The sequence below is a fragment of the Dyadobacter sp. SG02 genome, from assembly GCF_900109045.1.
Classification (GTDB): Bacteria; Bacteroidota; Bacteroidia; order Cytophagales; family Spirosomataceae; genus Dyadobacter.
This window is the reverse complement of sequence record NZ_FNYL01000006.1, coordinates 36,343-49,836: the sequence shown is the minus strand read 5'-3', so window position 1 is coordinate 49,836 and position 13,494 is coordinate 36,343. Positions and strand designations below refer to the sequence as shown.

The following is a 13,494-nucleotide window of genomic DNA, read 5'->3' as shown; positions in this document are numbered from 1 at the left end:
TCTTTTATTTCACGTAAGGTTTAATCGAATTACCCAGCAGGCTGTAACCCTTTTCATTGGGGTGCAGGCCGTCGGAAAACAGCGCTTCATCGATTTTGCCGTCCGGTTTCAGAAATACTTTTCCCGGATTGATAAACAGCACGTCGGCCTCACCGGTGATTTGTACCAGTTTTTCATTCAACACGGCCACGCGTGGCTCCTGTTGCCTGCGCGGGTAAATGCCCATCATCACGATCTGCGCCTGCGGCTGACGGTATCGGATGGCTTCAATCAGCTGCCTCCATCCTGCCACGATTTCGTCATCATTGTTCAATCCGAGATTGTTCGTACCGATGTTGATGAAGATCTGCTTCGGTTTAAAACCGTCCAGTTCGCCATGATAAACGCGCCAAAGTACATTCTCGATACGGTCCCAGCCGTAGCCCATATTCACCACATTCTTCCCGAAAGTACTGCCCCAGGATGATTCGCCGGCTGCCCTCGGTCCTTTGGGCAAGCCGCCCCAGAAATGCGTGATCGAGTTACCTATCACCACCGTTGCCGGTGAGGTTTTGTGATTCAGTTCGAGTATTTCAGAATGCCGCTTTTCCCAATCATAATTGTGTAACTCGCGCATTTGAATGATCGGGCGGGTGGTCGAAAACTTGTCCGAAGGCTCGTGCAGGATCTTTCTCAAATGCTTTTCGTAACCTTCCGCATATTGCAGCATGCCCAGGTCCGTCTGGTGCGTACCGTCCACGGTCGATTCGTAGGTTTGGCCGAAATCCGCTTTCGGGATCAGATAAAGATTTTGAAAACCCTGCGATTTTAATGCGGTAAATGCATCTTTCAGCACACCATTTATTTCTTCGTAATAGTGTTTGCTTTGCGGATTGATATCCTCTTCGGCGTACCCCGCGTGTTCCGCGAGCGCAATCGGCACGTCGGGGCGCTTCCGACGCAATGCCGTTACGGTGTTGATCACACGCTTCTTCACCTCCTCAGCTGTCAGTCCAAGCTTGGAATCGGGCCGGATCGTCAGGTTTGGCAGACAGTCGAGCACATAAATTTTCGCATCGATCTCCCCGATCAAATCTACCACCTCCGTTTCCAACCTTCCATTTCCCGAAAAACCGAGGTTGATCAACGGCCGATCCATTTTCCGGCCCAATATCGATGTCCACGCCATACCCGGGCGCGATGCGCAAGCGCCCTGCGCGATGGAAGTGCCGTAAATCACGATCGGCTTATCAGGCCGAACAGGCAATGGCGTGAACTCCGTACTCTCGGGCGTGCCGATTTCCAACCATTTCACACTGTTGTAAAGCGGCAGGAAAAGCCGATATTCCCTTCCGTGCTTATGGTAGTTATCATTCGGCGCCAGATTTCTGAAATCGTAGGTAATGGTATCTCCAAATGTATATTTCCCCGCACACCAGCGCCAGTCGCCATCGCTGCTGATCGCGTAGAGATCCACGCCGCTCACGCCCGTCGCGGGCATATGCGGGAGCGCGTGCTTGCCCCCGACCGTATAACGAATTTTGATTTCAGAGGAATTGGCGCGAAACCGGATCATTAATCCGGCCGACTGATTGGACAAGTTCCAAACAACGTCGCGAACCGTTTTTTCAGCCCTTGCCGGCAATCGGTCGTAAGGATTTTTCAATTCCTTCGGCCACGCCTGACCTTCAACGACAGGAAAAGCAGCAGTTTGAGGATTCCACCAGACATACTGGCTGCTCTGTGCCAAAACCTGGATGCTCAGCAACAAGCCCAGGCAAATATTTAAAATTGATCTGGAAAGCATAAATAAAAAACGGACACCGATGTATCGCTACAAAAGTGTCCGCCAGGCCATTTCTCCCGTTTGGGAATGTATTATTTCACGATCACGCCGTCGGCAATAAACGTCAGTTCGTCTTTCGGTTCCGTGATTTTGGCTATTTCCTCCTTGCTCTGGCCGGCATCCTGTGCATAATGCTTCAAATGCTCCACCGGTACTGTCGTTTTCTTCGCCTCTCCTTCAAATACGACTGTCTTTCCGGCAATGTCTTTAGGCACAAAAAATGCGTAATCCTTGAACATCACACGCATTGTTTCGCCATTGTCGAGGTTCACCTTCATCCAGCAACCCTTCACCTGGCAAACCGATTCCACAGTACCGGTCACTTTGGCCTGCATTTCGGCCTTTTCGCCCATCTTCGCCGGAAGCGCCGTCGCCGCAATCGCCTTTTTATCATCAATCTGCTTGCCGAAATTGCTTTGCGCCTTGGCAAAAGTTACTGTTAACACCAGCAGTAGTATTGAAAGGAGTTTTCTCATTGTGTTAATGTTTAAAAGTGTGTATTAATTGACTTGCTTAAAGTTAACACCTCCCGCATTACAATCAAAACAACCCTACTCCAACACCTCGACCCAGCCTTTGCAGTGATTACCCTGCGGTGTATCAACTACATAAAGGTAGGTACCATTGGCAATGCCCTTGCCCCAATTGTTCTTGTAATCAATCGATTTAAAAATCGATTTACCCCATCGGTTGAAAACTTCCAGCGTGGAAGATGCGACCGGGACTATGAAAAAGTCGTTTTTGCCGTCGCCGTTGGGGGTGATGACATTGCTCAATGTAAATGCGGGCTCTGCGGTGATTTTTTTGGAGGCGGTGAGCGAGCAGCCTGCCGCGTTGTAAGCGGTTAGCGTGATGGTATATTCTCCTGGTACTTCGTAAATGTAGTTCTTTACCTCCGGATCGGTCATGGGATTTCCGGAGCCCATGTTCCATTCATAGCGTTGTGCTTTTCCGGTTTTGTTGGTTAATGTGTAGGAAAACGGTTCATTACAGGCACCACCCGATTGGACCACTTCAAAATCCGGTGCAAAGGACTGGTCGACCTTCACGGTGATCTCGCGGAGCGGACGGCAGCCGTCTTCGTACAAGCCTTCGATGATGTAGGTGGTCGTTTGTGTGGGCTTTACGGTGACTGATTTGCCGATCGTTTCTTGCAGGCCTGTCGTTGCCCGCCATTTGTATTGCGGTGCATTGCCCGAGATGGTGAGCGTCACAGTAGCGCCCTGGCATACTTCGGTGTCGGGCATGCCGACGAAATCAGTCTTTTTCTCCACAGCCAGTTTGACTTTTTCAGTCACTTTGCAGCCTGCATTATTGCTGATTTCAACGGTGTATTCCGTCGTTTCCTTTACCGTCGCGACGGGCGTAGCACTGTTCGCATTATCGAGCCCGGCCACAGGCGACCATTTATATTGCGTGCCGCCGCTGGCACTCAGTTTCACGGCACTGTTTTCACAGACGGTCGTGTCGCCCGTTACTTTTGTTGCCAGGGTTTCGACCACGACCTTCTTCTGAGCCACATCCATTCGCTTGCAACTCAGCCGGTTGTACGCCGTGAGTGTCACGGTATATTCCCCGGGTTTGGTAAATTCATATTCGGATTGTCCTTCGTCCCTCGAAATCGTATTCCCATTGACTTCCCATATGTAATCCACCCCACCCTCGCTCGTATTCACGAACGTCAGATCGAGCGGGGCACAACCTCTAAGCACGTCCTTCGTTTGTCCTGCATACACATCGAAATCCGCCTTCAAACGATCGATATCAATCTTGAATGCGGCATTATTACAGTTATCGCTGTTGTTGGTTTCCGACCAGGCACCGGGCGTCGCCGGGAAGTGGCTGCCTCCGCAGGCGCAGGTAGCGTGGTAGATCATCCCGTTTTTATCGAACCGGCTGGTACCCCCGTCCACGTGGTCGCCTTGCAGGCGGGGATCGCGCGCCTGGCTTCCGAAAAAGGTGGCGTAAAGCAAAGATTTCGCGCCTTGTTCGAGAATAGCGATGTAAAAGTTGTTCCCGTTCGTTATACGCTGAATGGCGTCGTCGGTGACGGGCAGGCCGGTCGTACTGCTGGCAGCGTTGTTGGCGGTGCTGCTATTCACATCTCCGCCCCAACCGGCCAGATAAATGTTGCCGCATTCGCTCACCAGGAACGCGGTCGGCGAAATATCAGGCGTTCCGCGTCCGGAGCCTATCACCGTCGAAAACAATGATTGGGACAACGACGCATTCAAAGCATGCACGAACTGCCCGCTTTTCGCATTCTGGTACACGCCCTGGCTGACCGGGTAGCTGCCCATAGTAAGGCCATATACATAAACCTGATTGGCCTGGTCGATATCAAGCAAATAGGCGCCATCCGCTTTATCGGTACCCAGGTAGGTCAATGCGGAAAGCTGGTCGTTCACAAACCGGGCCACAAAGCCGTCCTCGGTCCCTTTTAATGCCTGTTGATAGGCCCCGGTTTTGGTGGGCAGGTTACCGCTTTGCGAAATACCGGCCGTGTATACTTCTCCATTGGCAGTCACTTTTAAGGAATAGGCCGCGTCCCATTTGTCGCCACCCAGGTAGGTCGACCATAGCAATTGATCGAGCCCGGCGGAAAGTTTGGCCACTATTCCATCCTGTCCTCCACCCAATTTGTTTTGTGAAGGGTTTTTCAATGGAAAATTGGCTGAATTGGTGGAAGAAACAACGTAAACCTGATCGTTTGCATCGACTCCTATCTCACCGCGAAAGCTATCGCCGTAATTCCGGATCGCGACATCGTTGGTGATGCTTACGCCGTCGTTTCCGCTTCCTCCCAGAAATGTCGACGCGGTGAGTTGCTTCCCATCGGTACTGAGTTTTGAAATGAAAAGATCACTACCATTGAGTAGTTCAAGCCCGGAAATAGGCCTTACGTCCGTTCCTCCTCCGAATGCTGACTGAAATGCCTTCGCCACGGGAAAATCTTTGGATGAAGTCGTACCCAGAATAAGCAGTTCTTTCCTGGCATTTACGATCAGGCTGGTAGGTACATCCGTGGCGCCGCCGCCGAGAAAAGTCGCGTAAAGCAGGTCCGTGCCGTCAGGGTTGAATTTAAGGATCGAAACATCTACAAATCCTGCAAACTTGACCTGGAAAGACCCTGTCGTAGCAGGGAAATCGCTACCGAACACAGTGCCGCCCGAATAGAGGTTACCTTCATCGTCATACGTCGCGGTGTGGCCCCAGTTGTCGGACTCAGCCCCCGAATAGGTCGAGAAAATCAATTCCGGGTCGATCGTCAGCGGCAACGATTTGTTATACCCGGCAGGTAGTTCGAAATGCGCGATATTGTCTTCGGAAAGGCGAAATGCCGAAGGGACCTCCGCAGCACGCGCATTGCTACCCGATTGGAACGAGTATGGCTGGGCTTCTTTAATGTCTCCCACCGATGTTTTGATCACGATCTGCCCCGATTCATTTACGGAAACCTTATCGGCACCCTTATATTGAAAACTGATGCGGGAGGCATCCGCGCCGGGTTTCACAATAAATTCGTATTTCAGTTTTGCCTGATTAAGGTAAATGCGGAGATCGATGTCGGGGTAAATGTTTTCATAAACAACTTCCTCAAATCCCTTCACGCCGCTTGCCCAGGCAGTGAGGTCATGTCCGAGAAAGTAGTTAAAATGCGCTTTGCTTTCCTTCACCGGCCGGTATCGTACATTCGGCGACGCATTAAGAAACGATACTTCTACCCCGTGCGCACGCACGTCCGGCACGCTCGTGTCTACGCGCGCAGCCGACGCCTGGTCGTGCCCCTTCGCGTGCATCGCGGAGATTTTCGACCCGTCATAAAGTACGTAGACCAGTGAATGTGATTTCAAAAACAGGAAACCGCCAGGGATAGCGGCGCGGAAGCGAATTTCTTTGTCCCATTGCCCCTTGTTTTCGATAAACCAGGCCGAAGCAGCGCGGGAATAGTCGGCTGTGCGAACGATGATCAGAAACGATATGAAGAGAAGCCGTAAAGTTTTCTGCATAGTCCGCGCGGCATGTTTTTTCTATTTGAACGCAGAAACCGAGATGATATTTTCACAAAATTCGTATTCCTGCTGCACATTTGAACCCAGTAAAACCAACTGGTTCTGTGTATTATCCATTACGTGATCGAGGTACCAATTGATGCCTTGCACATCCAGATTTGTAGTTGGTTCATCCAGAAAAACCACTGGCACATCCGAAAGGAATGCGAGTCCAAGCTTTACCCGCTGTTTCATACCCGACGAAAAATGCCGGATAATCTTCCCGCTGGCGTGTGGAAGTTGTATAAAATCCTCAAAATCCTTCGCCGAAATGCCGTTTTTGAAGGGTTTAAACTTGGCATGAAACTGGATCTGCTCACGCAATGTGAACTCTTCGATCAGTTCCAGGTAGGGTGCGGCTATTACAATGTGCTTATACCAATGATCTGTCTCGATTTCCTTACCACTTCCATTCGTATACGTGATAATACCTTCGGAAACCGGGATCATACCGGTTAACAGTTGCAGTAATGTCGATTTACCACTGCCATTGGGGCCTACAAAAACGTATTTTTCACCTGCCGCGAGTTCGAAGCTGGCATTCCTGACAATCCACTCTTTGATGAACTTCTTCCCTATTTTATCGACTGTAATCCGCACTGGCTCTTTCTGATGTATTCCTGTTTATTTACCGCCGTAGTAATTCCAGGCAGCTTTCGCGATCTGGGCGATCACCCGTTCGCGCGTGTCTAAATTCGCGGTGGCGTCGGACACAAACACGACGATCGCAATATCATTTCCATTCGGCAGCTTCACAATACCCACGTCGTTGGTCGCCGCGGTTATACCCTTGTCGTTGGTGCCCGAAGTACCGGTTTTATGCGCCACGACAGTTCCTTTCGGAAGCTCTCCTTTAATCCTTTTCAGACCGGTAGGGCCATCCACCATGATTTTCCAAAGGAACTCCTGGCTTGATTTCGAAAACTTTTTACGCAGGTAAACAATTTCCAATAGTTGCAGGTAAGCCGACGGCCGCGCGAAATTATCATACTGGGTGTTCCAGCCACCCGTTGCCATCTCCTTTTCCGTAGCTACGATCGCAATGTCTTTTACTCCCAGTGAATGGATGTAGTCGTTCACTATTTTGGTACCTCCCGCCAGCCCGAACAGGATATCGCAAGCATTGTTGTCGCTTTCGGAAACCGAATAGCTTAGCAGTTCACCAACGGTTATATCGAAATCTTTCCCCTCGTACTCGTCGCGCATGGGGCTGTGTGTGTTCTTTTCCAGCTGAGATTGCGTGACGTGAATTTTCTGATCCAGCTTGTATTTGCCTTTATCCACCAGATCCAGCATAGCCATCGCCAGCGGAAATTTGAAGGTACTCTGCATGGGAAACTTATGATCCTGGTTGATCAGCAATGTTTCCTGCGTTTTTAAATTCATAATCCCCACTCCTACAATGCCCTGTGCCTGTTTGCTGATGGTTTCGATGTCAGATTTAAGCTTCGCCTGCTGTGCAAAAGCTGTATTTTGTATTAAAAACAATGCAAATAGTACTTGAAAGAATCTGCTCATAGAAGTGAATATGGTCTTGATGAAATAAGCTAGCTATGACCGTTCCGTTCGGTTTTGCGGTCTTTTTCTTCGATCGTCAGTTTCACCAGCTCGATGCGCGTGTCCTGTACCGAAACGATCTGGAACGAATAGGGCGGAATGTCGACGATTTCGTTTTCATCGGGCAAATCGCCGCAGAAATGGATCAGCATACCCGCAACGGTGTCATAGTCGCCCTCCGGAAGCTCCCAACCATATTTTTCGTTCAGATAATCTAGCTCGTGGCGCGCGCTGAGCATGTACGTATGATCGTCGAGCTGGCGTTCGGTCCAGTCTTCGGTGGTGTCATATTCATCCTGTATTTCCCCGAAAATCTGCTCAACCACGTCCTCCACACTCACCAGCCCCGAGGTACCGCCGAATTCGTCGACCACCAATGCAATGCTCCGGCGTTCTTCCAGAAAGCGCAACATCAGGTCGCGCGCCGGCATGGCCTCAGGCACAATCAGGATCGGTGTGATAATGCTGCTGATCTCTTTGGGTTTTTTAAACAGTGACAATGCGTGGCAATAGCCCAGCACTTCGTCCACGGATTCTTTATGTACGATGATTTTGGAATGTCCGCTCGTGAGAAATGCCGTTCTGAGGTCTTCGATGCTCGCATTCACATTCACTGCCGAGATTTCCATCCGCGGGATCATACAATCGCGAATGCGCAAATCTTTGAAATCCAATGCATTGATAAACATCTTTTCTTCAATGCTGTGGTCGTCGAAATCGGGATCGTCGGCGGAGATAATGTCGTCGCGCAATGAGGGCGACAGGATATTTTCCTTCACAAATGGCTCGACCACCCAATAAAGCGGCGTCATGAGCCATTCACCGAAGCGTACGGGAAATGCTTTGAGGTCCAGCACTTTCGGAAAGGCGCGCCCGATTTTGACCCAGCTCGAATAGCTGCCCATCCACAAAACCGCCAGCGCCGCGAACAATGCGATGATCAGCAACCAGTTTTGCGTGCCCGTATTCAGCTCAAACAAAGGGAAAACCGTGATTACCCCCATAAAACAGCCCAATGCAACGGCCAGCAGACGAATCATCCTGAGAATGCGGCGCCAGTAGAGCGTCTGCTCCACCTGCTCGTTCTTTTCATGGCGAAGCGTGTACCGGTCGATCCACACATCCAGCAACACCGACCGCACGGCCCCGAAATAGCCGGCCAGCATGAAGAATACGATTGTCGTGAACAGGAATATCAGGTTCATTTCTTCCGATTTTTACCGGTTTTGGAATGTGAGGGCGTACTGCCGACGGCCGATGCAGAACTGTTTTTTTTAGAGACAGCCTCCGACTCTCCCGCCTGTTTGGCAAGCGTAGCAGCTTTCAAACGGCTGAATTGAAATAGCAAAAAGCAAACAATACATAATAGTAACAGCCAGTAGCTTTCTAAAAGCCCGGCGCGCCGGAATTCGAGCACCCAAAGCACGAGGAAACCGAATGCGAGGGCCAGGAAAATCGTCCGGATCAGTTTGGAATTCATTAATGAAGATTCTTCTTAAACATCAGGGGTTTCGGCCCCCATTTTTTCAATGATTTTCAAAGATACCACAGATTGTGCCAAAACGCTCAATGCTGTATTAATCTTCGTTTCAACATATAATAAACCATACATAACTCGGCCATTTTGCCTAAAATAGCTAACTTGCAAGGATTGCCGTGCAATTCAGGGCCGACACTTGAATTGTAAAATTAATTCTTGAAAAAATATCCTTTATTACTATGAGCGAAACGACAAAACGCTTTGCACCCGGTGTTGTAACCGGCGATGGAGTTAGTGAAATTTTCCGCCACGCCAACGAAAACAACTACGCCCTTCCGGCAGTTAACGTGGTAGGTACCAACTCGGTAAATGCGGTCCTTGAAACAGCCAAAGCGGTTAAAAGCCCTGTCATTGTACAGTTTTCAAATGGCGGTGCTATATTTTACGCAGGAAAAAGTCTTTCCAATGCCAACCAGCAGGCTGCTATCGCCGGCGGGATCTCGGGTGCACAGCACGTACACCAGATGGCGGCATTGTACGAGGTTCCTGTGATCCTTCACACCGACCACTGCGCGAAGAAACTTCTCCCCTGGATCGACGGTTTGCTGGATGCCGGCGAACGTTATTTCGATCAATACGGCAAGCCTTTGTACAGCTCGCACATGCTCGACCTTTCGGAAGAGCCTATCGAGGAAAACATCGAAATCTGCGCTAAATATTTCGAGCGTATGGCGAAATTGGGCATGACATTGGAAATCGAACTCGGTGTAACCGGTGGCGAAGAAGACGGTGTGGACAACTCTGACGTTGACAGCTCGAAACTGTACACCCAGCCTGAGGAAGTGGCATTCGCTTACGAAGAACTTTCCAAAATCTCCCCTAACTTCACCATTGCAGCGGCATTCGGTAATGTTCACGGGGTATACAAGCCAGGTAATGTAAAATTGGAGCCGAAAATCCTTCGCAACTCACAAGAGTACATCAAGCAGAAATTCGGAACGGGCGACCTGCCTGTTAACTTCGTATTCCACGGAGGATCAGGCTCATCTCGCGAAGAAATCCGCGAAGCGATCGAGTACGGCGCGATCAAAATGAACATCGACACCGACATGCAATGGTCGACCTGGGAAGGTGTTCTCAACTATTATAAATCGAAAGAAGGCTACCTGCAATCGCAACTCGGCAACCCCGAAGGCGCAGATTCGCCGAACAAAAAATACTACGACCCACGCGTATGGCTACGCAAAGGCGAAGAAAGCATGATCTCCCGCCTGAAAGTGGCATTCGAAGATTTGAACTGCATCAATCAGTTGGGATAATCGGTTTTCTGAATTAATGGAATGAAAAAGCAACCTTTCGGGGTTGCTTTTTTTTGTGTATTAATACTTGAAATTCATCGGATAAGCGTCAATGCACCGGTTAATTCAGGGCTATTTTCCGTTAGCCGGATCTTGTACGCGTACACGCCGGGCATCTGCAATGCGCCGGCCACCGTTCCGTCGAATGCATTTTGGTAGCCCGTAGAATGGAATATTGCCTCTCCCCAGCGGTTATAGATCGTCACCCGGCATTTCGGATAGCCTTCGATACCCTTTAACTCCCAGGTTTCGTTGATACCGTCGCTGTTCGGCGTGAATGCATCGGGAATGAGAATGCTTTCCACAATTTTGACTTTTACCTCACGCCTGCCCACGCACCCGTACGCATTCGTGGCCGTGACCATGTAGGTAATGCCTCGGGAAGGTGTGGATGTTGGATTGGCATAGGTAACGTCGTTCAGATAGTCGGGCGGCGTCCAGCGATACGCTACATTCAGCGAGTCTTTGACACCGATCGAAATGGGCTTGTCACGGGAGGTATAAAGCACATCCACCAAATCCACCGTCGGCGAACGGCTCACAATCACTTCGCGCTCCGTGACAGAAGTCGGGCAAGCCTCAGAGCCCTCAATCACATATTGAATTTCGTGCTTTCCCTCACCGGCAATTTTGGGATCGAACGTGCTTCCGGTTACGCCCGCACCCGCAAATGTCCCGCCCGGCGGTATCGCATGCAATGTAATGGGTAGCGTGGTATCGCAAATGGGCGGAATGCTATCCATTTCCGCACTCGATGACATGATAGTTACACGCACCGTTTCAGATTCGAAGGAATCGGGGCAACCGTCTATTTTGGATGTTAGCAATTGATATTCGCCTTCCTCCTTAATGGTAATGCTTTGTGCATTGGCGCCCCAAATGGTTTTACCGTTTTTGGTCCATTGGAATTCGGGCTGTGGGTCGGGGAAGGTTTGTTTGGAGGTTAGTGTTGCTTCGGAGCCTTGGCAGAGGGTGAGGGTTTGGATTGAGGTGGTGTCTTTGTAAATATCTTTGTCAAAGATCTGCTGCTCGTTGCAGTTTACGACTGTGAGCGTGTAATAAAAGTTGACAGTGCCGGTTTTCGTGCCGTTTCGATATTCATCGACGGAAATGCCGATAAAGTATTGACCTACCTCGGTGGGTTTGACTCTAATTTCTCCGTTATTTTCATTGATAGTGAGCCCTGGGTTTCCCTGCATGGGGTTCTGTTCACTATATCCATCTGCCCAAGCCCAGTGGCCGACACGAATGTTTAAATCGGTTTCCGGAAATTCTATGTCAGTAATCGCATATGGTGTCGATAACCTGTATTTTATCTCATCTCCATCAACATCTGCCGCCGGAATCTTTATCTCAGTGAGCTCATCTTTACAAACAATAAAATTGTTGATAGCGCCTATCGTTGGGCTGGATTTCTTTGTGCTAAAAATACGATCTACTACCGGAAGAGGTATAAATGTCGTTACCCATTCGGCCAAATTGGAGGATTCAACAAAGTTTTTATCTCCCTTTCCACGGTAGCCTAGTAAGGAATGCCAGGCTAGGACACAACCATTACTCACAACAGACTCATCTACTCCAGAAAAATCGATATAAGCTTCATAAATATTTAAGAAAACCTCCCGCGTACTTGCTCCACCGCAACGTACTGGGTCCTGTTGGACTTTGGTCGAAGATATCCTTCTCATCCCAAAAGTGCTGAAACATCGCCATATGCCCTCGGTTTCCCAATGCATATCATTTTTGACAACAAAACCATGCTGAATCGTGTCATCAAGTTCTTCACTTGCTCCATCAACGTACAAGCTAAGTGTGATTATGTAACCGCTAATTGTATTGGAATGAGGCTTGCATTCAAGATGTGCTCCTAGAATCCCGCTCCCGATTGCATTTGTGCAAAGCATGAGCAATGCTATTGTTTGAATAAGCTTCATGATTTCCAATAGAGATTAAAATGTAAGCAACCAACAGTAACTCCTAATTTTAACCAATCCATCATTACCACAAGAAATCCGATGTGCAACGGGCACATATCATTTATCAACCTACCCTAACAACAAAAAAGCAGCCCCGAAAGACTGCTTCCCAATGCTATTCCACCACCATCATCCGCTTCCGGTGCGCTACGCCCCAGTCCCTTAAAGTCTTGATCACAATCTCCAATGAATGCCCGTACTCCGTCAGCGAGTACTCCACGACTACCGGAATAGAGTCGTAAACAGTCCGCTTCACGAGGTCGTTGCTTTCCAGCTCGCGGAGTTCTTTCGAGAGCATTTTGTCCGTGATACCCGGCACTTCCTTCGCGATTTGCGAAAAACGCTTGTTGCCGAACATGAGGGATATGATGATGGGCAGCTTCCATTTGCCGCTCAGTACTTCCAATGCGTCGCGCACGGGGAGGATGCTTTTCGTGCATTCGCCCCAGGTGTGCGGGTTCTTTTCCTTCGTTTTTTCCATAGCTTTTCTCACTATCCTTTTGTATACTACTTACAAATGTATAGTAAATTTAATTAAGTTTGCATGCCGATTGATTGAACGGCACACCAAACTTAGATAAAAATGAGCGAGTTAATAAAAAAATTGAACTGGCGTTACGCGACCAAACGTATGAACGGCGAGACCGTTCCCCAGGAAAAACTGGACAATATCCTCGAAGCGATCAAGCTGGCGCCTTCTTCGGTGGGTTTGCAGCCCTACAAAGTGATTGTCGTGGAGGATAAGGCTTTGAAAGACAAAATTTTCAGCGAGGCGGCCCCGCGGCAATTGCAGATCCCGGACGCTTCGCATTTGCTGGTGTTCGCGGCGTGGGAAAAGATCACGGCGGAGCAGGTCGATGATTTCATCAAACTGGTGGCGACTACCCGTAATGTGAGCCTAGAATCACTGGCGGGCTACCATAGCAGCATTAATGGCGGTATCCTCAGCCGCAGCGAAGCGGTGAATTTCGACTGGGCTGCCCGGCAAGCCTACATTGCATTGGGCCACGGACTGGTCGCTGCCGCTACGGAAGAGGTGGACGCCACGCCGATGGAAGGTTTCGACGGCGCTAAACTGGATGAGATTCTGGGGCTGCGTGAAAAAGGGTTGCGCAGCGTCGTGATCCTGACATTGGGTTACCGCGACCATGAGAAAGATCCGCTGGTGAATGCGAAGAAGGTGCGTAGGGCGCATGAAGAACTTTTTATATCGATCTGAGCTTTCCATAATGGGAGGTTAAGAGTC

General features: G+C 49.6%; 11 protein-coding genes. 2 read left to right on the top strand and 9 right to left on the bottom strand.

Translation table 11 applies throughout. From position 1 onward, the window contains the following. Positions 1–4: 4 nt before the first annotated feature. The 7 genes from BMW93_RS15540 to BMW93_RS15510 form a co-directional block, all read right to left on the bottom strand. Entirely contained in the window at positions 5–1,786 is a 1,782-nt protein-coding gene (locus tag BMW93_RS15540) for an SGNH/GDSL hydrolase family protein (RefSeq protein WP_090377846.1), read from the bottom strand. 71 nt (positions 1,787–1,857) lie between these two features. Continuing rightward, a complete protein-coding gene (locus BMW93_RS15535) occupies positions 1,858–2,301 on the bottom strand; it encodes a DUF4920 domain-containing protein (RefSeq protein ID WP_090377843.1) in 444 nt (147 codons plus the stop codon). A 75-nt stretch (positions 2,302–2,376) separates the two neighbouring features. Further along, the gene (locus BMW93_RS15530) at positions 2,377–5,835 is read right to left on the bottom strand and encodes a gliding motility-associated C-terminal domain-containing protein (protein ID WP_090377840.1); all 3,459 of its coding nucleotides are present in this window, start codon (positions 5,833–5,835) and stop codon (positions 2,377–2,379) included. 21 nt (positions 5,836–5,856) lie between these two features. Then, entirely contained in the window at positions 5,857–6,477 is a 621-nt protein-coding gene (locus tag BMW93_RS15525) for an ABC transporter ATP-binding protein (RefSeq protein ID WP_090377837.1), read from the bottom strand. A gap of 24 nt (positions 6,478–6,501) precedes the next feature. Next, on the bottom strand, positions 6,502–7,395 hold the full coding sequence (bla, locus tag BMW93_RS15520) for a class A beta-lactamase, subclass A2 (RefSeq protein WP_090377834.1): 894 nt from the start codon (positions 7,393–7,395) through the stop codon (positions 6,502–6,504). Between the two features lie 29 nt (positions 7,396–7,424). Beyond that, positions 7,425–8,639 carry a hemolysin family protein gene (locus BMW93_RS15515; protein ID WP_090377832.1) on the bottom strand — a complete coding sequence of 405 codons (1,215 nt, stop codon included), beginning with the start codon at positions 8,637–8,639 and terminating at the stop codon, positions 7,425–7,427. Continuing rightward, on the bottom strand, positions 8,636–8,914 hold the full coding sequence (locus tag BMW93_RS15510; protein WP_090377829.1) for a hypothetical protein: 279 nt from the start codon (positions 8,912–8,914) through the stop codon (positions 8,636–8,638). Before BMW93_RS15510 ends, BMW93_RS15515 begins: the two co-directional genes overlap by 4 nt. Positions 8,915–9,153: 239 nt before the next feature. Here BMW93_RS15510 and fbaA point away from each other — a divergent pair, with 239 nt between their 5' ends. After that, a complete protein-coding gene (gene fbaA / locus BMW93_RS15505; protein WP_090377825.1) occupies positions 9,154–10,233 on the top strand; it encodes a class II fructose-bisphosphate aldolase in 1,080 nt (359 codons plus the stop codon). Positions 10,234–10,307: 74 nt separating this feature from the next. On the opposite strand, the gene BMW93_RS35835 is transcribed toward fbaA, so the two are convergent. Continuing rightward, the gene (locus tag BMW93_RS35835) at positions 10,308–11,471 is read right to left on the bottom strand and encodes a gliding motility-associated C-terminal domain-containing protein (protein WP_229240475.1); all 1,164 of its coding nucleotides are present in this window, start codon (positions 11,469–11,471) and stop codon (positions 10,308–10,310) included. Between the two features lie 892 nt (positions 11,472–12,363). After that, complete coding sequence (locus BMW93_RS15495) at positions 12,364–12,729, bottom strand: helix-turn-helix domain-containing protein (protein WP_090377820.1); 366 nt, start codon at positions 12,727–12,729, stop codon at positions 12,364–12,366. A gap of 102 nt (positions 12,730–12,831) precedes the next feature. Here BMW93_RS15495 and BMW93_RS15490 point away from each other — a divergent pair, with 102 nt between their 5' ends. Continuing rightward, positions 12,832–13,467: an NAD(P)H-dependent oxidoreductase gene (locus BMW93_RS15490; protein WP_090377817.1), complete on the top strand. Its 636-nt coding sequence runs from the start codon at positions 12,832–12,834 to the stop codon at positions 13,465–13,467. Positions 13,468–13,494: the final 27 nt, after the last annotated feature.

What these genes read in the sequence shown, in the direction of transcription:
- BMW93_RS15515 (WP_090377832.1), bottom strand. Translation starts at nt 8,639, where the DNA reads ATGAACCTGATATTCCTGTTCACGACAATCGTATTCTTCATGCTGGCC.
- fbaA (WP_090377825.1), top strand. Translation starts at nt 9,154, where the DNA reads ATGAGCGAAACGACAAAACGCTTTGCACCCGGTGTTGTAACCGGCGAT.
- BMW93_RS15535 (WP_090377843.1), bottom strand. Translation starts at nt 2,301, where the DNA reads ATGAGAAAACTCCTTTCAATACTACTGCTGGTGTTAACAGTAACTTTT.
- bla (WP_090377834.1), bottom strand. Translation starts at nt 7,395, where the DNA reads ATGAGCAGATTCTTTCAAGTACTATTTGCATTGTTTTTAATACAAAAT.
- BMW93_RS15495 (WP_090377820.1), bottom strand. Translation starts at nt 12,729, where the DNA reads ATGGAAAAAACGAAGGAAAAGAACCCGCACACCTGGGGCGAATGCACG.
- BMW93_RS15490 (WP_090377817.1), top strand. Translation starts at nt 12,832, where the DNA reads ATGAGCGAGTTAATAAAAAAATTGAACTGGCGTTACGCGACCAAACGT.
- BMW93_RS15530 (WP_090377840.1), bottom strand. Translation starts at nt 5,835, where the DNA reads ATGCAGAAAACTTTACGGCTTCTCTTCATATCGTTTCTGATCATCGTT.
- BMW93_RS35835 (WP_229240475.1), bottom strand. Translation starts at nt 11,471, where the DNA reads ATGCAGGGAAACCCAGGGCTCACTATCAATGAAAATAACGGAGAAATT.
- BMW93_RS15540 (WP_090377846.1), bottom strand. Translation starts at nt 1,786, where the DNA reads ATGCTTTCCAGATCAATTTTAAATATTTGCCTGGGCTTGTTGCTGAGC.
- BMW93_RS15510 (WP_090377829.1), bottom strand. Translation starts at nt 8,914, where the DNA reads ATGAATTCCAAACTGATCCGGACGATTTTCCTGGCCCTCGCATTCGGT.